Below are 20,155 nucleotides of genomic sequence, written 5' to 3'. Positions count from 1 at the left end.
AGTGCTCTCCCTCGGTGGAACGGAGGTCCGAACGCTACCGGAGCAGGGGAGGCGGCCCCACTCCGGTAGCGAACGAAAGACGGCGCAGTCGGCGAAGGCTGGCCGGTCAGACGGTCAGACGGTCAGACGGTCAGACGGTCTTCGGCTGCTGCTGGGTGATGCAGTGGATGCCGCCGCCGTTGGCGAAGATCTCGCGGGCGTCGACGAGTTCGACGGTTCGGCCCGGGTAGGCCTCGCCGAGGATGTCGGCGGCCTCCTGGTCGCGCGGGTCGTCGAAGGCGCACAGGATGACGGCGCCGTTGGCCACGTAGTGGTTGATGTAGGAGTAGTCGACCGGCTCGCCGTCCTCGTCCAGCAGGACGGTGGGGGCGGGCAGTTCGATGACCTCCAGCTGCCGGCCCTGCGCGTCCGTGGCGGCGCGCAGGATGGCGACGAGCTCCTGGCAGACGGCGTGGTCCGGGTGCGCCGGGTCCGGCTGGACGTGGGCGACGACGACGCCGGGGCGCACGAAGGAGGCGACGATGTCGATGTGGCCGCGAGTGCCGAACTCGTCGTAGTCGCGGGTGAGTCCGCGCGGCAGCCAGATCGCCTTGGTGGTGCCGAGGAAGGCGTGCAGCTCGGCCTCGACGTCCTCCTTGGTCCAGTCGGAGTTGCGGCCCTCGCCGAGCTGGACGGTCTCGGTGACCAGCACCGTGCCCTCGCCGTCGACGTGGATGCCGCCACCTTCGTTGATCAGGCGCGAGGCGAAGCGCTGAACATCCGTCAGTTCGCTGATGTGCTCGGCGATGTGCTGGTCCTTGTCCCAGCGGGCCCAGCCCTGCGCGCCCCAGCCGTTGAAGATCCAGTCGGCGGCGGCGAGCGCGCCCTTGCCGTCGATCAGGAAGGACGGGCCGATGTCGCGCATCCAGGCGTCGTTCAGCGGGCGCTCGACGATCTCGACCTGCTCGGAGACGTACTCGCGGGCCTGCGCGGTCTCGCCGGTGTTGACGATCAGCGTCACCGGCTCGTACCGGACGATGGTGTTGGCGACCGCGGCCCAGGCCTCGCGGCCCGCGTGCAGCTGCTCGGGGCTGTCGAAGGTGGGGTTGGTGGTCGGGAAGGCCATCCAGGTGCGGTCGTGCGGGTGCCATTCGGCGGGCATCCGGTAGCCGAGGGAGGCGGGCGTGGGCGTGGTCATCTGGCGGTCCTTGAAAGAAAGGCGAGGGCAGGTCAGAGGAAGTAGAGGCGGCTGAGCGAGACGCTGTCCGCGGGTTCGGAGCGCAGCGGCGAGCCGTCCAGCGAGACCAGGCCGGTCTCGTTCACCTCGACGTGCCCGATGCGGGCGTTGCGCACCATGTCGCGCGGGCCGATGCCGCGCGTGTTGCGCACGCCGACGCGGCGACGGCGGGTGGGCAGGCCGTCGGCGGGGCGGTCGAGGTAGGCGCCGTCGGCGGCGGCCTGGGCGACGAAGGCGACCGAGATGTCGGCGGCGGTCGCGCCGTGGGCGCCGAACTGCGGTCCGAGGACGAGCGGTTCGCAGCGGTCGGTGGAGGCGTTGGGGTCGCCGACCACACCGTATGCGGGGAATCCGGCCTTGAGGACGAGCTGCGGCTTGGCGCCGAAGTGGTCGGGGCGCCAGAGCACGAGGTCGGCGAGCTTGCCGACCTCGATCGAGCCGACCTCGTGGACGAGCCCGTGGGCGATGGCCGGGTTGATGGTGAGCTTGGCGATGTAGCGCAGCACGCGCTCGTTGTCGTCGCCGCTCTCGGTGGTGCCGTAGGAGCCGGTGCCGTCGAGCGGGCCGAGTTCGGCCTTCATCTTGCCGGCCATGGCGAAGGTGCGGCGCACGGTCTCGCCGGCGCGGCCCATGCCCTGGGCGTCGGAGGAAGTGATGCCGATGACCCCGAGGTCGTGCAGGACGTCCTCGGCGCCCATCGTGCCGGCGCGGATGCGGTCGCGGGCCATGGCGGCGTCGCCGGGCAGGTCGACCTTGAGGTCGTGGGCGGAGACGATCATGCCGAAGTGCTCGCCGAGCGCGTCCCGGCCGAAGGGCAGGGTGGGGTTGGTGGAGGAGCCGATGACGTTCGGCACGCCCGCCATCTTGAGGACGTTGGGGACGTGCCCGCCGCCGCAGCCCTCGATGTGGAAGGCGTGGATGGTGCGGCCCTCCAGCACCTTGAGGGTGTCCTCGACGGACAGGCACTCGTTCAGCCCGTCGGTGTGCAGGGCGACCTGGACGTCGTACTCGTCGGCGACGCGCAGCGCGGTGTCCAGCGCGCGGGTGTGCGCGCCCATGTCCTCGTGCACCTTGAAGCCGGAGGCGCCGCCCTCGGCGAGCGCCTCGACCAGCGGGGCCGGGTCGGAGGACGAACCGCGGCCCAGGAAGCCGATGTTGACGGGCCAGGCGTCGAAGGCGTTGAACGCGTGCCGGAGCGCCCACGGCGAGTTGACGCCGACGCCCCAGACCGGGCCGAACTCCTGGCCGATGATCGTGGTGACGCCGGAGGCGAGCGAGGCCTCCATGATGCGCGGCGAGAGCAGGTGGACGTGGGTGTCGATGGCGCCGGCGGTGGCGATCAGGCCCTCGCCGGAGACGATCGTGGTGCCGGTGCCGACGACGACGTCCACGCCGTCGAGGGTGTCCGGGTTGCCGGCCCGCCCGATCGAGGCGATCCGGCCGTCGATCAGGCCGATCGAGGTCTTGCGGATGCCCTGGACCGCGTCGATCACCAGCACGTTGCTGATGACGACGTCGCAGGTCTCGCGGACGGCGGCGGCCTTGAGGTGCAGGCCGTCGCGGGCGGTCTTGCCGAAGCCGGCCAGGAACTCCTCGCCGGGCGCCTGCGAGTCGGACTCGACACGGACGATCAGGCCGCTGTCGCCGAGCCGGATCCGGTCGCCGGCGCGGAGGCCGTGCACCGAGATGTAGTCGTGCGCACTGATGGCGGTCATGCCCCCGCCTCGCTTCGCTCGGCGGACCACGCCCACGTGGCCACTCCGCTCAATTGCTTGCTCCGCTCGCTCATGACGGCACCTCCGCGTCGTCGAAGCTGGTCAGGTAGCCGGTCGCGCGGGCCTTCGCCAGGGCGGCCTCCTTCGCGCCGGGCGCGTCCAGCGGACCGTCCACCAGGCCGGCGAAGCCGATCGCGACGCGCTCGCCGCCGATCGGCACCAGGCCGACCTCGACGGTGGCGCCCGGGTCGAAGCGCACCGAGGAGCCGGCCGGTACGGCCAGGTGGGTGCCGTAGGCGGCGGCGCGGTCGAAGGCCAGGCGCGGGTTGGCCTCGAAGAAGTGGAAGTGCGAGGTGACCGAGATCGGCACCTCGGCGGTGTTGTGGACGGGGAGCACCACCGTCTCCTCGACGGGGTCGTAGCCGGCGCCGTCGCCGGCCAGCGCTCCGCCGGGGGCCTCGTCGCCGAGCGAGCCGGCGCCCTTGAACGGGTCGTTGACGACGGCCAGCCGGGTGCCGTCGTCGAACACGGCCTCGACCTGGATGACGGTGACGACGTCCGGCACGCCGGGCAGCACGTCGTCGGCGGTGAGCACGCTGCGCCCGGCCTCGATGGCCTCGGCGAGCCGGAGGCCGTCGCGGGCGGCCTCGCAGACGGTGTCCGCGATCAGGGCGGTGGCCTCGGGGATGTTGAGGCGTACGCCCCGGGCGCGGCGGGCGCGGGCCAGCTCGGCTGCTGTGAAGATCAGCAGCCGGTCCCGCTCGGTGGGGGTCAGTCGCACGGTTCCTCGCTGGCGGGTCGTCGGGCCCCTCGGGCAGGCAGGGGGGTCGGCCCGGGGGATGTTAGAACGTCGTTCAAACTTCTCGGGTCATTGAACCCGGACCGGGCCGCCCTGTCCAGCGTTGCCCGTCCGCGGTGGTTCGGCTCGCCGGGCGGGGCGCAGGGGGGCGAGGAGGAGGAACGGTGCGACGGCGCGCGAGGTGAGGAGGGGGCGGTTCCGCGCGCCGGGTGTGCGCGGGATCGGCAGGGGGCGGGCTCGAAAACGGTCTCTGCACATCGCAAACCTGTCCGGCGCGGTCAGTTGGATCACGTGAACCTCTCCGTGCCCCTTTCACCCCACGTGATCGGACGCACACTGTTGCAAACGCCGTCAACTGGGCATGACGATGGGTGGCCAGAACGAGGAGGGCCACCCGGCCGGCGGGGGATCCGGACGCGGGAGCCCGGATTGAGGGCGGGGGCATGAGTTGATGGACGGTCAGTCGCGATTCCCGCGGCAGCGGACGAGTTCGGGCGATGCCTACCGGTCCGCGCCGACCGGGGGCACGGCCGGCACCACGGGGACCGCAACGCCGGGCGCCGTCGCTCCCGGCTGTGCGCTGCACCGCAGACTCCATCTGACGCTCGACCCGGCCGATCTGGTCGCGGTCGGCGCGGTCCGGCGGCGGCTGCGGACGGCGCTGAGCCACTGGGGGGTGCCGGAGCTGGCGGACACCGCCGAGCTGCTCTCGTCCGAGCTGGTGACGAACGCGCTGCTGCACACCGGCAAGGGCGCGGTGTTCGACGCGGTGCTCGGGACCGATCACCGGCTGCGGATCGAGGTGCAGGACGGCACGGCCCGGCTGCCCGGCCGCCGGCGCGACCCGGACGCCGAGTACGCCACCTCGGGCCGCGGGCTGCTGCTGGTGGAGGCGCTCGCGGACGCGTGGGGCGTGCAGCTGCGCGGCGACGGCAAGGTCACCTGGTTCGAGCTGGCGCTGCCATAGCCGGCGTCCGCCGCCGTGGCCGGGCGTCCGCGGGCGGAGGGTAGCCCGGTCGGCGGCCGGGTCGGACACGCTTCGAAAACACTTCGGAAACGATTCATTCGCCGGCGAAGGACGCCCTGAACAGAAGGATTGCCGCAAGATTTCCGGTCCGTTGCCATTGCCGCTCGGCCGAACATTGGCCAGGATGGTGGGAATGTGTGTCCACGTGCGGAAGGCAGCGGGGAGACGGTACCTCGACTGACCGCCGCAGGTCGGCACCGCCCGATCCAGCACGACCCATCACACTGCCACGCGGCCCGGCCGGACGGCCGGCGCGGTCCGCCACGGCAGCGGCAGGAGCAGCATGCCCACTGAGCCCGAGTCGCCGGGGCCGGCGCTTCCTCCCGGTGCGTCCACGGCCGCACAGCCCGCCACGCCGTCCGCCGGGATCCCGGCCCCCGCGACGGGCCGGGCGCAGCCGCCCGCCCGGCCGGTGCGCCGGCATCCGCTGCGGGCCGCGCCCGGGCTGGCGGCGCACCGGCTGGCGCCGGTGCTGTCCGGGGGCCTGCCGCCCGCCTCCGGGGACTCCATGCCGGACTGGCTGGAGCCCGCGATGGCCGCCAACGGCATCGGCTCGTTCGACTGGGACATCCGCCGCGACGTGCTGGAGGGCGACCAGCGGGCGTGCGCGATCATGGGCCTGGACGCCGTGGACAAGGTCCGCTTCGACTGCACCGCCTCCTCCTTCCTGACCCTGCTGCACCCCGAGGACGCTCCGGTGGTGCGCCGCCGGGTCGAGCGCGCGGTGGCCGAGCTGGGCCAGTGCGGCGCGTACTACCGCGCGGTCGGGCCGAACGGCACCATGCGCGCCGTGCGCTTCCGCGGCCGGGTGCTCGCGGACGCCTTCGGCCGCGCCTCCCGGATGGTCGGTTTCGTCTGGGACGCCACCGTCGAGCTGCACAAGCGCGACCGCGCCGACCGGCTCGCCCTGCTGCGCGAGGAGCGCTCCCGGTTCATCAAGGAGGCCGCGCGCGCCCTCTCCGAGGCGGTCACCGTCCGCGACGTCGCCCGGGTCTTCACCGAGTTGCCGCTGCCCGGCCTGCCGCCGGACGGCCTGGTGCTGGCCGCCTTCGAGGCCGGCCGGGCGCAGATCCTCGGCGCCTCCGGCTACCGGCCCGGCTCGCTCTCCATCTGGGACCGCACCCTGCTGCCCGCCGGCCACCCGGCCGCGGAGGCGCTGCGGCACCGGGCGCCGGTCTTCATCTCGACGCGTGAGGAGTACCGCGAGGGCTACCCCGAGGTGTGGGAGCCGACCAGCCGCAACGGCCGCGGCTCCTGGGCGTACCTGCCACTGGTGGCCAGCGGCCGGGCGATCGGCGTCTGCGTGGTCAGCTTCGACGACGAGCGCGAGCTGGACGCCGACGAGCGCACCCTGCTGACCACGCTGGGCGGCCTGGTCGCTCAGTCGCTGGCCCGGGCCCGGCTGCACGACGCCGAGCACGAGCTGGCGGCCGGGCTCCAGCGGGTGATGCTGCCGCGCACGGTGCCGTCCGTGCCGGGCGTCACCACGGCCGTGCGCTACCTGGCGGCCGGCTCCGGCCTGCAGATCGGCGGCGACTGGTACGACGTCGTGCCGTTGCCCGGCGGGCACGTCGGTCTGGTGATCGGCGACGTCCAGGGCCACGACGTGCACGCCGCAGGGATCATGGGCCAGCTGCGGATCGCGCTGCGCGCCTACGCGGCCGAGGGGCACCCGCCGGCCGCCGTGATGGCCCGCGCCTCCCGCTTCCTCGCCGACCTCGACACCGACCACTTCGCGACCTGCACCTACGCCGAGGTCAACGTGGACTACGGCGTGGTCTACGCCGTCCGGGCCGGCCACCTCGACCCGGTGGTCCGCCGTTCGGACGGCACCGCCACCACCGTGCCGGTGGCCGGCGGCCTGCCGCTCGGCATCGACCCCGACCAGGAGTACCGGGTCACCCGGTTCAGTCTGGACCCGGGCGAGACGGTGCTGCTCTGTACGGACGGGCTGGTCGAGGCCCGCGGCATGGACCTGGACGACGGCATCGCCCGGCTCACCCGGACGCTCGCCGAGCCGCTGCCGCCCGCCGGGGAGGCGGCCCGCGACCCGCTGGAGAGCCTGGCCGACCGGATCGCCTCCCAGGCCGCCGACTCCAGTGAGCGCGAGGACGACATAGCGCTGCTGCTCCTGCGCTGGGACGGCCCGGAGGGCGGCCTGGCCGCCCAGCAGCTGCGCCGCCGCATCGGCCAGGCCGACCTCGCCCGCATCTCCGAGGTCCGGGCCGAGCTGCGCGACGCGCTGCGCCGCTGGGGCGTCGCCGAGTTCATCGACACCGCCGAACTGCTCTCCTCCGAGCTGGTCACCAACGCCATTCGGCACACCGACCGGGACGCCATGTTCACCGCCCGGCTCTACCGGGAGCCGGACTCCGCCGGCGGCAGGGCCCGGCTGCGGGTCGAGGTGGAGGACGAGTCGGACCTCTGGCCGACCCGCCGCACACCGGGGGAACAGGCCTCCTCCGGGCGCGGGCTGATGCTGGTGGAGGCGCTGGCGGACGCCTGGGGCGTCGAGCCGCGCGGCTCCGGCAAGCGGATGTGGTTCGAGCTCAGCGGGACGGCGGCCGCGTAGTCCCGGCTACCCCAACTGCTGTTCCAGGTCCTTCAGTTTGCGCTCCAGCGAGTCCAGCCGGGGCAGCGTCACGGTGTCCTCGTCGAGCGTGAGGTCGATGGTGTGCCGCTGCGGCCGGGCCGGGGGGCCGGGCTGCGCCGCCGCGCTCTCGGCCGCGCCTTCGACCTCGCGCGGTCCGGCGGGCCGCTCCGCCCCGAGCCGGCCGGCTATGGCGGGCTCCGAACCGGACTCCAACTGGCGGACGCCGCCCTCGCGTTGGCGCCAGGCGCCGTTGCTGCGGCTGATCGCCCGGATCTCCGCCCGCTCGCGGCGCCCGGCGAGTCGGCGGCGTTCCTTCTCCCGCGCCTTCTCACGCCGGTCCTCGCGGACCTCGTCCACCGCCTCGTCGAGGCTGCGGACGCCCTCCAGGAGCATCAACGACCAGGCCGCGTAGGTCTCGCGCGGGGCGCGCAGCCACCGGACGATACGGATCTGCGGCAGCGGCCGGGGGACGAGCCCCTGCTCGCGCAGGGCGGCCCGGCGGGTCTGCTTGAGCGCGCGGTCGAACAGCACGGCCGCGGAGAGGGACATCCCGGCGAAGAACTGCGGGGCGCCGGCGTGCCCGAAACCGCGCGGGGCGTGCACCCAGTTGAACCAGGCGGACGCGCCGGCGAACAGCCAGACCAGCAGCCGCGAGCCGAGGGCGGCGTCGCCGTGGCTGGCCTCGCGGACGGCGAGCACCGAGCAGAACATCGCCGCACCGTCGAGTCCGAACGGCACCAGGTACTCCCAGCCGCCGGAGAGGTCGAGGTTCTGCACCCCGAATCCGACCAGGCCGTGGAAGGAGAGTGCGGCGGCGACGGCGGCGCAGCAGAACAGCAGTGTGTACGAGGCGGCGCCGTACAGGGATTCCTTGCGGCGGCGTCGATCCTCGGAACGCTCCCAGGAATCCGTGCCCCCGGCTGCGGAGGAGCCCCGGTTCCGGGCCAGGGCCACCAGGAGTGCGGTGACCAGCAGCGCCGCGCCTCCGGTGACGGCCCAGCCGAGCGGTATGTCGGACAATTTCATCGCCGGAACCAGCCTCGCTTTCCTGCGTCGCGTTCCTGCGTCGTGATGGCGGGGACCATCATGGCGGATGCCCGGCATGAGTAAGCCTGATTCGCAGTCAATGCACTGCTGAGAGGTATTTCTGACTCTTGGCCATTCGCATTGTCGTATGAATTTGAAGCGGACTATTCCCGCGGATTCCGGACGTTCCGGCGTCCTTCTCGCATGTGTTTTCGTCAACGTCGCGTGACGCGCGGGCAGCCGCGGCACATGTCCGCGGGCTCCGCGGTGTACACGAGGCAGCAACTGGCCCGCACCCGGTCGGTACCCGGAGCGTCGCCGAGGCCGTCGGCACGGCCGGCGAAGCCGGCCCCGGGGGCGAAGGGAGCCGGAGCGGCGGCCGGCGCCAGCAGGGCGGACAGTTCGGCCCGCGCCCGTTCCTCCTCGCCGAGCAGCCCCCCGACGTACCAGAGCCCCTCGACCGCCGCGTCGGTGGCCATCGCCCACAGCACCCGCGGCCCGCGTCGCACCTCCGGACGGAACGCGGCCAGCACCGGCGCCAGGAACTCACCCAGCGCACACCGGAGTTCGGCGGCCAGCGCGGCCTCGCACGGGACCGTGCGGGCCAGCGCCAGCCCGGCGGCCGGGTCGTCCGGCAGGCACACGAAATCGCCCGGGCGGACCGTCAGTTCGCCCTCGCCGGAGCGGCGGCGCAGCGAGACGTCCGTGGGGGTGAGCAGCGGGACGCGCCGCTCCAGGAACCACGGCACCGTGAACAGCAGCGAGACCGGCCAGGCGAAGCGGTGCAGGCCGAAGCCTGCCGCCACGTCCGGGCGCAGCGGCCGCCCGTACCGGGCCAGGCCCTGCCGGGCGTCGTGGACGATCAGCTCGCGCACCGCCTCGGGCCGGGCGGCCAGGTCGGCGGCGGGGATCCAGCCGCGGCCGCGGCGGGGCCGGGCGCACCGCACCCGCAGGACGGGGGCGAGGGCGTCGAGCCGGTGGTACGAGGTGGTGCAGGGGGCGGGGGAGTCCGGCGCGGTGCGCGGGGCGCACGGCGCGGGGCCGGGCCGGGTGCTGCTCGCGCTCGTGCTGCTCGCTGTCATGGGCGGGCCCCATCGGGTCGACCCGGCCCCGCGGGTCGACTGCCCGGCGGGCCCGGCCGGGGCTTCCGTCGGCGGGATCGGGTCGTCGACGGGCACCGGTGGGCCCGGCCGGACCGGGGCGTGGCGGAGCCCGGGAACGGCAAGGCGACCCGGCTGGGGTGCTGCTCCCCCCAGTCAGGTTAGCCTCACCTTAGCTGATTGTTCCCCGGGTCTCGTGTCCGATGCGCCCGTCCGGGGGAGGCGCCGGCGCGTGAACGGCGCTCAGCTGGCGCGCGAGCCACACCGGTACGCCGCCCAGCGCATGCACCAGCCGGGCCGCCTCGGCGCGCAGCCGCGCCGCCTCGGCCGGTTCGGACACCTCCGCCAGCGCGGCCAGCGCGGGCGCGACCCCCACCGTGAAGCCGAGTTGCTCGCGCAGTCGCAGCGAGGCGTCGAAGCCCTCGCGCGCGTGGCCGCGGTCCCCGCGCGCCAGCGCCAGCGCGGCCAGGTGCCGCCAGGTGTACGAGCGCAGCAGCTCGTCCCCGCTTTCGCCCGCGCCGTCGTGCGCCCGGCGGTAGGCGATCCAGGCGGCGCTGCGGTCCCGCAGCAGGTTCTCCGCGACCAGGCCGCGCCGGAAGTCCAGCAGCGGACGGCCGGGGGCGTCCGGCGGCAGCAGCGCCGAGGCGCGGCCGAACGCCGCCTGCGCCTCGTCCAGCCGGTCCCGCGGGCCGAGCACGCTGGCCAGGTACGCGAGGAAGCCGCGGGCGCAGGCGGCGGAGGCGCGCTGCTCGGTGCTGGTCACCACGGCCTCGGCGAGCCGCAGCGCCTGCTCCGCCTGGGTCCAGTGCGCGGCGGTGAACAGGCACTGCTCTATGAGGAGTTCGGCCCTGCCGAGGGCCGTCGCCGGGTCGTGGTCGGCTTCCGGTCGCAGCAGTTCGGCGGCCTCCTGCCAGCACCCCCGGGACCGCAGTCGCCACACGGTGTCCCCCGGCTCCTGCGGCACCGCCCGCCCCTGCGCGTCCGGCCCGCTCGGGCCCCATCCGTGCTCCGACAACGCCACCTCCTTGTGTGCGCCATCCAGCAGGACGCAGGCCCGCCCAAGGGCCCGGCCGCCGGCTCCCCATGCCGGCGGCAGGGCAAAGGCCCGCGCTGTGGCGGCAATTCAACACGGGGGTGAGCTTGTGCACCAGATCACGAGCGCAGGTTGTTGCGCTCGCGGAGGATTCGATCCCGTGCGGCGCGTGCGGTCAGGACGTCCAGCCGGTCTCCATCAGCGCCTCGGCGGCGCCGTTCGCGGGCTGCGGGACGCCCGCCAGGTCCAGGCTGAACAGGGCGACCAGCAACTGCTCGCCGCGCACGGTGGCCTGGTGGGAGTAGCCGGCCAGGGTGAACATCGCGGCGGCCATCTCCTCGGCGTGCAGGGTCTGCAGCCACAGGCACTCCACCGACTTCACGTCGGCGGGCTCGGTCCAGGTGTCCACCTGGGCCACCATCCGGCTGCCCAGCAGGGTGACGCCGTCGCGCTCCTGGGCCTCCGTCAGCTCCAGGTCGTCGAAGCCCAGCCACTCCAGGTAGCGGGCGGCGGTGAACACCGCGTCCTGCGAGGTGCGCACCGGGTGCGGGCGGAACGGCTGGCGCCCGCGGAACGGCTTGGCCTGGCCGCTGCCGCCGGGCGGGGCGGGCACCGGCGCGCCCATCGGGTGGGCCGGATGGGGGCGACTGGCCTGCGGGCCGGCGGTGCCGAGCGGGCCGGCGGTGCCGAGCGGGGCCGTGGTGCCGAGCGGGCCGGTCGTGCCGCTGCCGAGGCGGGTCGTGCGGTCCACCGGCAGGCGGACGGTGGCGCCGCAGTTGCAGGTGAACTCGGGCTGCGGCCACTGGTCGGAGCGGCCGCAGTGCGGGCAGCGCATGCTGAGCCAGGAGTCCTCCCAGGAACGGAACCGCACCTGCACCGGCACCCCGCCGCGCAGCAGCGGCACCTTCAGCGAGGCGCCGCAGGGGCAGGGCAGCGACGGCGGTTCGTACAGGTGCTCGCGGCGGCAGGCGGGGCAGCGGATCGCCCGGGCGCCACCGCCCGTCCCCGGCCCGTTCCGCGCGGGGTCGTGTCCGGTGAAGTCGTCGGGCAGTCCGGCCATCGCGGGCTCCGTCCGTTCGAGTCGGGTGGAAGGACGCCTCCCATGCTCCCCGAAACCTCGGGCGCTTGGCGCGGAATGGGGCAATCCTCAGGGACAGATCAGGGGTATGCGCCCGGTTGGTGCCCTTACGGGACGACCCGGACACGTGTCCGGACGGCGATCCGGGTGGCGACGGGTCAGCCCGCCGACCAGCGCGCCAGGTCGGCGGGGGTGTCGAGGTCGTCCGGGACGGCGACGTCGGCGCATTCGACCAGCGCGAGCTCGTCCGCGTGCGCCGTCAGCAAGGCTCGCGCGCCCGCGTCGCCCGTCGCGCCCGCCGCCGCCTCCGCGAAGTGCCGGGCACCGATCAGCACCGGGTGCCCGCGCCGCCCGCCGTACGCCGCGGCGGCCAGCTCGGCGCCCGCCCGGTGCGCGGCCACCAGCCGGGCCACCGCGGCCGGGGTGACGCCCGGGGTGTCCACGAGCATCACCAGCACCGCCGACATCCCCGGCGAAAGTGCGGCCAGCCCGGCCCGCAGCGAGGAGCCCATGCCGCCCGCCCAGTCCGGGTTGGCCACCAGCCGGCAGCCCGGCAGACGGGCGGTGGCGCGGACCCGCTCCGCCTCGGCGCCCAGCACCACGGTCACGTCCGGGCAGCCGCCGGCCCGGACGACGGCCACCGCGTGCTCGACCAGCGGCCGCCCGGCGTACCGGATCAGCGCCTTGGGCCGCCCGCCGAGCCGCCGGCCACCCCCGGCGGCGAGCACGAGCGCGGCGACGGGGCCCTGCACGACGGGCCCCTGCGCGACGGGCGGGTCGGACGTCTTCTGCATGCGCCCAGCCTGCCCGCCCGTCGGCCCGCCGCGCACGGTAGGAACCCACACGTTGTACGAATCCACAACACGAACCCGCAGGTGGGAGCGGCTCCCCGGCGGTTCGGCCGCTGGTGGTCCGGCCCGCGCACCCCTGTACTTGGCAGATGAACACCGCACCGCGCCCGCTGCTGGACCGCTTCGGCAGGGTCCACACCGACCTGCGGGTCTCGCTCACCGACCGCTGCAACCTGCGCTGCACCTACTGCATGCCGCCCGAGGGGCTGGACTGGCTGCCCAGGGCCGAGGTGCTGGGCGACGACGAGGTGGTGCGGCTGGTGCGGATCGCCGTCGAGCGGCTGGGCATCACGTCGGTCCGGCTGACCGGCGGCGAGCCGATGCTGCGCCGCGGCCTGCCGGACCTGGTCGGGCGGATCACCGCACTCGGCCCCGAGGTCTCGCTCACCACCAACGGCATCGGGCTGGCCCGCACCGCCCTCGCGCTGCGCGAGGCCGGCCTGCACCGGGTGAACGTCAGCCTGGACACCCTGCGGCCCGAGCGCTACGCGGCGATCACCCGCCGGGACCGGATCGCCGACGTGTTCGCGGGCCTCGCCGCCGCGCGGGCCGCCGGGCTCGCGCCGGTGAAGGTCAACGCCGTCCCGGTGCGCGGCGTCAACGACGACGAGATCGTGCCGCTGGCCGAGTTCGCCGCCGCGCACGGGTACCGGATGCGGTTCATCGAGTCCATGCCGCTGGACGCGCAGGGCTCCTGGAACCGGGCGACGATGGTCACCGCGGACGAGATCCTCGCCGTGCTCGGTGAGCGCTTCGACCTCGTCCCGGTCGGCCGCCACGGGAACGCCCCGGCGGAGGAGTGGCGGATCGCCGGCACCGACACCGTCGTCGGCGTGATCGCCTCCGTCACCCGCCCGTTCTGCGGCGGCTGCGACCGGGTCCGCCTCACCGCCGACGGCCAGCTGCGCAACTGCCTGTTCGCCACCGAGGAGTCCGATCTGCGCGCCCTGCTGCGCGGCGGCGCCGACGACGACCGGATCGAGGCCGCCTGGAAGGCCGCCATCGCCGGCAAGGGGCCCGGACACGCCATCGGCTCCGCGGACTTCGTCCGGCCCGAGCGGCCGATGTCGGCGATCGGAGGGTAGCTTCGAGGACGCGGAGCCGTGGTGTGCTCAGCCTGGTGCCCGCGACGCACCGGCTGCCCGTCACCGAAGCGGACGAGCGCCACGCTCCGGCAGTCGGCTGACGAATCGTTGCGCCCGTCCACGACGTGGTATTCGTGGGCCGTGGACTCGATGATCCCCCGGTTCCGACGGCACGCCCTGCCCGCGCTCGCCGCCGCCCTCGCCGTCGCGCTGCCGGCCGGCTGCACCGGCCCGAGCGGCCCGGGCGCAGGCCGGGCGGGGGCCGGCGAGGCCTCCCGCCCGCCGCTCTCCGAACGGGTCTCCGCCACCGCCGCCCCGGCCCTGCGCGCCCTCTACGACCAGCGGATCCCCTGGAAGCCCTGCGCCGACGACGTCAACGCCGACCCCAACGGACCGGTCGTACAGTGCGCCACGCTCAAGGTCCCGCTGGACTACACCGACCCCGGCGGCGAGACCATCGACGTCGCACTCGCCCGAATGCCCGCCGCCGACCCCGGCCGGCGGATCGGCTCCCTCCTCCTCAACCCCGGCGGGCCCGGCAACTCCGGTGTCGACATGGTCCGGTGGGGCTGGCGGAGCTACCAGGGCCCGCTGCACGACCGCTTCGACCTGGTCGGCTTCGACCCGCGCGGCGCCGGCCGCACCACCCCCGTCGCCTGCCTCGACGACCGCACCCGCGACGAGTGGACCAGCACCGACGACCCGGCCTACGACCACGGCCGGATCCTCGCCGACGCCTGCCGGGCCAAGGACGCCAGGATGCTCCCGTACCTCGGCACCCGGAACACCGCCCGCGACCTCGACGTGCTGCGCGGCGCCCTCGGCGACCGCAAGCTCGACTTCCTCGGCCTCTCCTACGGCACCTACCTCGGCGCGCTCTACGCCGAGGAGTTCCCCGACCGCACCGGCCGGCTAGTCCTCGACGGCGCCGTCGAGCGCGGCACCGACCTGGTGCACCTCAACGCCGAACAGGCCGCCGCCACCGAGACCGCGTTCCGGGCGTTCGCCGCAGACTGCGCCACCGCCGAGGACTCCTGCCCGCTCGGCACCGACCCGGCCGCCGCCCCGCAGCGCCTCGCCGACTTCCTCGACGGCCTCGACGAGCGCCCGCTGCGCGCCGACCGCGGACGCCTCCTCACCGCCACCCTCGGCTGGAACGCCACCCTCAACGTGCTCTACGACGGCCACCGCTCCTGGGAGCGGCTGCGCACCGCCCTCGAACCGGCCCTGACCCGCCGCGACGCCGACGACCTGCTGAAACTCGCCGATTCCGCCAACGGCCGTGACGAGCAAGGCCACTTCGACACCTCCGCCGACGCCTACACCGCCATCCACTGCGCGGACGCCCCGCTGGCGCCCACCGAGGCGGAGCTCAGCTCGGCGCTCGCCGACCTCGCCGACCGGGCACCGCTGGTCGGCAGGCACGACACCCGGGCCGTCCTGCTCGACCCGGACTGTCGCTCCTGGCCGTTCCGTTCGCCCGAGCACCCGCACACGGTGAAGGCGCCGGGCAGCGCCCCGATCCTGGTGGTCGGCTCGACCGGCGACCCGGTCACGCCCTACGTGTGGGCGCAGCGGATGGCGGCCGGGCTGGAGCACGGCGTGCTGCTCACCCGCGACGGCGACGGGCACACCGCGTACGACAAGAGCGGGTGCGTGCGGGCGGCCGTGACGGCGTTCCTGGTGGACGGCCGGCTGCCCGGCGCGGGGACGCGCTGCCCGTCCGACTGACCACGCTGACCACGCGAGGGGGGCGTACCGCCAGGTCGCGGTACGCCCCCCTCGCGCTTCAGGAGGCCGGGGCCGTCAGGTCGTAGAAGGTGGCCGAGCCGACCGTCTTCGCCGTGAAGTGGCTCGTCACCCACGCCTCGATCCGGGAGGTCTCGGACGCCTGCTTGCCGTCGTCGCCGGCGCCGGTGCCGCCGCCGAAGGCGCGGTGGGAGCCGCCGGCGATGAACCAGTGCACCTTGCCCTCCTGCACGTACTTCTGGAAGCCGCTGAGGCTCAGCGACGGGTCGGTGCCGTTGAAGCCGCCGAGGGCCATCACCGGCTTGCCGGTGGCGAGTTGGTAGCTGGCGGCGTTCTGCGAGCCGCTGGTCGCGGCGGTCCAGGTGTAGTCGTCGGCGTTCTCCTTGAGCAGGGTCGCGGCCTCGTCGCTCACCTTGGTGCCGCCGAGCAGGCCGCCCATGCCGCCCGCGCCGCCGGGGCCCGCGCCGCCGGGCCCCATGCCTCCCGCTCCCATGCCTCCCGGGCCCATCCCCTCGGGGTCCATCGCGCCGGGGTCGGCGGTGGTGCCGCGCTCGTGGCGCCCGGTCGTCCCGCCGGAGCCACCGCCCGGGAAGCCGCCGGGGAAGCCCTGGCCGCCGTTCTGCCCGCGGGAGCCCTGGCCACCCGGGAATCCGCCCGGGAACTGGCCGCCCGGGGAGCCCTGGCCGCCCGGGAACTGGCCGCCGCCCGGGGCGAACCCCCGGCCGTTGCCGGCGAAGCCCTGCGCGCCGTGCTTGCCGCCGCCCGGGCCGAACGTGCCCTTCACCGCAGGCCCGGCCGTCACGATGGAGCCGTTGTGCGCGGTGTTGACGGTGTCCACGGCGTACGCCGCCGGACCGCCGAACGCCGCCGCGAGCCCCAGCAGGCCCGCCACCGAGGCGATCCGCGCGCCCACCCGTCCGGAGGCCTTCCCGGCGAACTGACCGGCCACCAGCGCGACCGCCGCCGCCAGCCCACCGGCCAGCACCGCCCAGCGCAGCCACGGCAGGAACCCCGAGCTGCGTCCGAGCAGGACGAACGCCCACACCGCCGTCACCGCGAGCGTGCCCGCCAGCACCAGGGCGTACGGCAGCCGGTGCCGCGCCCCCCACAGCCCGTCCACGCCCATGCCGACCAGCGCCGCGACGGCCGGGGCGAGCGCCACCGTGTAGTACTGGTGGAAGATCCCGGACATGAAGCTGAAGATCAGCGCGGTGGAGACCAGCCACCCGCCCCAGACCAGGAACGCCGCGCGGGCGGTGTCGGTGCGGGCGTAGCGGCGGGTCGCCCAGAGGCCGACCAGCAGCAGGATCAGCGCGGCCGGCAGCAGCCAGGCGATCTGCCCGCCGATGTCGCTGCCGAACAGCCGGGTGATGCCGGTCTGGCCCCAGCCGCGGCCGCGCGCCGCGCCGCCCGGCAGGTCGAGTCCGGCCGGGAGCCGGCCGCCGCCGCCCACGCTGCCGCGCTCGTTGCCGTCGACCCGGCCGAGGCCGTTGTAGCCGAAGGTGAGCGAGAGGAAGCTATTGTCCTGCGAGCCGCCGACGTACGGACGGGCCGAGGCCGGCAGCAGCTCGACGACCGCGACCCACCAGCCGCCGGCGACCACCACGGCCACACCGGCGAGCAGGACCTGCCGCACCCGTCGCCAGAAGCCGGTCGGCGCCACGACGAGGTAGACCACCGCGAAGGCGGGCAGGATCAGGAAGGCCGCCAGGGTCTTGGTGAGGAAGGCGAAACCGAACATCGCGCCGGTGAACAGCAGCCACCGGGTGCTCGCCGTCTCGATCGCCCGCACCAGGCCGTACGCGGTCAGGGTGAGCAGCAGCACCAGCAGCGCGTCCGGGTTGTTGAAGCGGAACATCAGCGCCGCCACCGGGGTGAGCGCCAGCGCGGCCCCGGCCAGCAGTCCGCCGAGCGGGGAGAACCGGCGGCGCACCGTCGCGTACAGGACGCCCACGGTGGCGGAGCCCATCAGCGCCTGCGGGGCGAGCACGGACCACGACGAGAGGCCGAAGATCCGCGCGGACAGGGCCATCGGCCACAGCGACATCGGGGGCTTGTCGACGGTGATGAAGTTCCCGGCGTCCGAGGAGCCGAAGAAGAACGCCTTCCAGCTCTGGCTGCCCGCCTGGACGGCCGCCGAGTAGAAGGCGTTGGCCCAGCCGGAGGCGCTCAGGCCCCAGAGGTAAAGGACGGCGGTGGCGGCCAGCAGGCCGAGCAGGGCCGGGCGCACCCAGCGCGGGTCGTCCGCCCGGCCGCGCCAGGCACGGGCCGGGAGGGTGCGCAGCCGGCCGGACCAGGAGGCCGGGCCCTTGGGTCCGGCCGGCGGCAGGGGCTGCTCCGGGAAGAGCGGTGCCGGGTCCGGGGCGGGGGCCGGCTGCGGCACCTCCGGCGGCGGGAAGTTCGCGGCCTCGGGCCACGGTTCGCCGGCCGGAGGGGAGTAGCTGGTCGTGGTCATGCACCGTACGGTGCGTGACGTGCCTGAGAGGACCGTGAGACGGGTCTGTGAGTCGGGTGTGATCTGTGGGTGGGTCGTGTGGGGGGTCAGGCGGCGGCGGGCATGACCAGGTGCTTGCCCAGCCACTCCAGGGCCGGGGGGATCTCCCGGGTCCAGGTGTGGAAGTTGTGTCCGCCGGTGTTCAGGGTGATGGTGGAGAGCTTGGTCGGGGCCTTGAACGCGCCCACCATGGCCTGGGTGCCGTCGTAGTTGTTCTCGTCGTAGCTGGTGGCGAGCAGCAGTGAGACGGGCGCGGCCGGCTGGTTCTTCAGCCGCCAGACCAGGTCGTTCTGCTGCTTGAGCTGGGCGCTGCCGTTGAAGAGGTCGCCGGTGGTCTCGTCGATCGGCGCGGTGTAGTAGCCGGAGAGGGAGATCGCCGAGCGGTACGCGTCGGGTTTGCGCATCGCGAACTTGAGGGCGCAGTAGCCGCCGGTGGAGTTGCCGATCACGGCGCGGCTGGCCGGGTCGCTGCCGATCCGGTAGGTGGTGGCGAGGGCCTTGGGCAGGTCGCTGGTGAAGAAGGTCTCGACCTGCGGGCCGTTCGGGATGTCCATGCACTCGGTGTCGCGGTTGCCGGACAGCGTCGGGCGCATCAGGACCAGGACGGTCGGCGGCAGCTTCTTCTGCTCGATCGCGGTGAGGGTGGAGGCCGGGTACTGCATCAGCGAGATCAGCTTCTCGGCCGAGCCCGGGTAGCCGGCCAGCACCAGGGCCATCGGGAACTGCTGCTTGGCGTAGTCCGCCTGGAAGTACTGCGGGGGCAGGTAGACGTAGGCGTCGCTGGTCAGGCCGCTGGCGGCGCCCTTGACGGCGACCTTCTGGATCAGCCCGGAGCGGTCGGGGTCGGAGCCCTGGGCGGAGTACATCTTCTGTTCGCCGGTGACGGCGACAGCGGCGTTCGGCGTGTGGTCGACGACCGTTCCGGGCTTGCCGTTGGTGCCGAGCAGGTCGCTCCAGGAGCTGTAGAAGCCGAAGTAGCCGTTGGCGACGAGGCCCATCGCGACCAGGACGGCGATCTGGGTGGCGAGGAAGGCGCCGATCCGGCCGAGCCAGGCCCTCCAGCCCCGCCCGCCGAATCGAGGCCAGAGCCACATGGTGGCGGCGAAGACGGCGATCGCGACGACCGACGCGATGATCTGGAGCGGGAGGCCGGTGAGACTGAGCACGAGCCCGATCTTAGGTGACCGGCGAGGGCGCACCGCGCGCCCCTTCCCGCTCCCTCGCGCCCCCTTGTCCCTCCGTACGCCCGCCCTGCGCCCTGTTGACCACGGCATGCGGGCTCGGGAACATGTCCGGCGGGGCAGGGGCACGCTGTGTGCCGGGGGAGTCGGGGAAGTCACAGGGGGCGGGGTTTCATGAGGTCCATCACCAAGGCCGGACTGGCCGTCGGCACCGCGCTGCTGCTCGCGGCGTGTTCCAGCGGCGGCGGGGGCGGCACGGCCGTGCCGTCGCCGTCCGGCACGCTCACGGCGCTGCCCGCGCCGACCCGCACCCCGACCCCGCTGCCGACGTGGACGCGGCAGCCGTACGGCCCGGTGCTCACCCGCAACGTCAACGCCGTCAACACCGCGCTCGGCAAGGTCACCGTGGTCAACAACCTGACCGACTTCGACACCGTGCTCGGCGAGATCGGCACGAGTGCGAGCAGCGCCGGCACCGGCCTGCGGGGGGCCGACCAGCCGGCCGAGGTCACGACCGCGCAGTCCGAGCTGGTGACGGCACTCGGCCAGGTCTCCACCGACATGACGAAGGTCCGTGGCGACATCAAGCACAAGAACGTCTGCGCGCTGAGCTCCGCCCTCGCGGAGTTCGGCCAGACGCAGGGGCTCAAGGCGGTCACCGCCGCCCTGGCCAAGATGGCGGCGGCCGGCTATCCGACCACGCTCACCGTCCCGCAGATCCCGCCGCCGCAGACCCGCTCGCTGGACAGCGGCACCATGGTCCGCGAGGGCCGGCTGCGCGGGCACGGCGTGTTCAAGGTCGACAACGGCGGCAAGTCCGACGCGGTGGTCTCGCTCGCGCTGGGCGGCAAGTCCGTGCACTCGGTGTTCGTCGCCAAGGGGGACAAGGCCAGCATCGAGGGCGTTGAGGACGGCAGGTACGAGGTGTACTTCTCCGGCGGGGTGGACTGGGACTCGGACGCGAAGGCGTTCACCCAGAACTGCCGGTTCAGCAAGTTCCAGGACACGCTCGCGTTCGAGACCGGCCGCACCTACACCTCCTGGTCGATCACCCTCCAGCCCGCGGTCGGCGGCAACGCGAAGACGGACGACGTGGACGAGAAGAACTACCCGCAGCCGTAGCTCTCTTGACGGCCCATGTCCTTGTTCTGACGGCCCATGAGATCTATTCGGCCGACTTCGGTCAGGACGGTTGACCGTTTGAAGTG

At 74.1% G+C, this 20,155-nt stretch carries 15 protein-coding genes; 5 read left to right on the top strand and 10 right to left on the bottom strand.

Annotated features, from left to right (window positions below; all coding sequences use genetic code 11):
* Positions 1–130: 130 nt before the first annotated feature.
* The 3 genes from F7Q99_RS05125 to ureA all read right to left on the bottom strand — a co-directional run bounded on the left by F7Q99_RS05125 (position 131) and on the right by ureA (position 3,712).
* On the bottom strand, positions 131–1,177 hold the full coding sequence (locus F7Q99_RS05125; RefSeq protein WP_153460253.1) for an agmatine deiminase family protein: 1,047 nt from the start codon (positions 1,175–1,177) through the stop codon (positions 131–133).
* A gap of 32 nt (positions 1,178–1,209) precedes the next feature.
* Positions 1,210–2,931 (bottom strand): urease subunit alpha, encoded by a 1,722-nt coding sequence (locus F7Q99_RS05120; RefSeq protein WP_153460252.1) that lies wholly within the window; start codon positions 2,929–2,931, stop codon positions 1,210–1,212.
* Between the two features lie 70 nt (positions 2,932–3,001).
* The gene (ureA, locus tag F7Q99_RS05115; protein ID WP_326846281.1) at positions 3,002–3,712 is read right to left on the bottom strand and encodes an urease subunit gamma; all 711 of its coding nucleotides are present in this window, start codon (positions 3,710–3,712) and stop codon (positions 3,002–3,004) included.
* A 469-nt stretch (positions 3,713–4,181) separates the two neighbouring features.
* Here ureA and F7Q99_RS05110 point away from each other — a divergent pair, with 469 nt between their 5' ends.
* Both F7Q99_RS05110 and F7Q99_RS05105 read left to right on the top strand, forming a co-directional pair.
* Positions 4,182–4,697 (top strand): ATP-binding protein, encoded by a 516-nt coding sequence (locus tag F7Q99_RS05110; protein ID WP_153460251.1) that lies wholly within the window; start codon positions 4,182–4,184, stop codon positions 4,695–4,697.
* Between the two features lie 343 nt (positions 4,698–5,040).
* Positions 5,041–7,329, top strand: a complete 2,289-nt coding sequence (locus tag F7Q99_RS05105; RefSeq protein ID WP_153460250.1) for a SpoIIE family protein phosphatase — start codon at positions 5,041–5,043, stop codon at positions 7,327–7,329.
* 6 nt (positions 7,330–7,335) lie between these two features.
* Here the strand turns inward: F7Q99_RS05105 and F7Q99_RS05100 are convergent, their stop codons facing one another.
* From F7Q99_RS05100 to F7Q99_RS05080, 5 genes are all read right to left on the bottom strand, one after another.
* Positions 7,336–8,376: a DUF2637 domain-containing protein gene (locus tag F7Q99_RS05100; RefSeq protein ID WP_153460249.1), complete on the bottom strand. Its 1,041-nt coding sequence runs from the start codon at positions 8,374–8,376 to the stop codon at positions 7,336–7,338.
* 215 nt (positions 8,377–8,591) lie between these two features.
* Positions 8,592–9,458, bottom strand: coding sequence for a (2Fe-2S)-binding protein (locus tag F7Q99_RS05095; RefSeq protein WP_153460248.1), 867 nt, complete (start codon positions 9,456–9,458; stop codon positions 8,592–8,594).
* A gap of 190 nt (positions 9,459–9,648) precedes the next feature.
* Positions 9,649–10,491, bottom strand: coding sequence for a hypothetical protein (locus F7Q99_RS05090; protein ID WP_407697745.1), 843 nt, complete (start codon positions 10,489–10,491; stop codon positions 9,649–9,651).
* A gap of 193 nt (positions 10,492–10,684) precedes the next feature.
* Entirely contained in the window at positions 10,685–11,569 is an 885-nt protein-coding gene (locus F7Q99_RS05085) for a hypothetical protein (RefSeq protein ID WP_230210160.1), read from the bottom strand.
* Positions 11,570–11,745: 176 nt separating this feature from the next.
* Positions 11,746–12,381 (bottom strand): nucleotidyltransferase family protein, encoded by a 636-nt coding sequence (locus F7Q99_RS05080; protein WP_153460247.1) that lies wholly within the window; start codon positions 12,379–12,381, stop codon positions 11,746–11,748.
* A gap of 146 nt (positions 12,382–12,527) precedes the next feature.
* Here F7Q99_RS05080 and moaA point away from each other — a divergent pair, with 146 nt between their 5' ends.
* On the top strand, positions 12,528–13,523 hold the full coding sequence (gene moaA, locus F7Q99_RS05075; RefSeq protein ID WP_153460246.1) for a GTP 3',8-cyclase MoaA: 996 nt from the start codon (positions 12,528–12,530) through the stop codon (positions 13,521–13,523).
* 150 nt (positions 13,524–13,673) lie between these two features.
* Entirely contained in the window at positions 13,674–15,254 is a 1,581-nt protein-coding gene (locus tag F7Q99_RS05070; protein ID WP_153465816.1) for an alpha/beta hydrolase, read from the top strand.
* Positions 15,255–15,312: 58 nt separating this feature from the next.
* Here the strand turns inward: F7Q99_RS05070 and F7Q99_RS05065 are convergent, their stop codons facing one another.
* Both F7Q99_RS05065 and F7Q99_RS05060 read right to left on the bottom strand, forming a co-directional pair.
* The gene (locus tag F7Q99_RS05065) at positions 15,313–17,727 is read right to left on the bottom strand and encodes a glycosyltransferase family 39 protein (RefSeq protein ID WP_153460245.1); all 2,415 of its coding nucleotides are present in this window, start codon (positions 17,725–17,727) and stop codon (positions 15,313–15,315) included.
* Between the two features lie 86 nt (positions 17,728–17,813).
* Positions 17,814–18,932, bottom strand: a complete 1,119-nt coding sequence (locus tag F7Q99_RS05060; protein ID WP_326846280.1) for an alpha/beta hydrolase — start codon at positions 18,930–18,932, stop codon at positions 17,814–17,816.
* A 189-nt stretch (positions 18,933–19,121) separates the two neighbouring features.
* On the opposite strand from F7Q99_RS05060, the gene F7Q99_RS05055 reads away from it, so the two are divergent.
* A complete protein-coding gene (locus F7Q99_RS05055) occupies positions 19,122–20,069 on the top strand; it encodes a hypothetical protein (protein WP_153460243.1) in 948 nt (315 codons plus the stop codon).
* The last annotated feature ends 86 nt before the right edge of the window (positions 20,070–20,155 follow it).

The sequence above is a fragment of the Streptomyces kaniharaensis genome (assembly GCF_009569385.1).
GTDB lineage: Bacteria > Actinomycetota > Actinomycetes > Streptomycetales > Streptomycetaceae > Kitasatospora > Kitasatospora kaniharaensis.
This window is presented reverse-complemented; position numbering and strand designations above follow the sequence as displayed.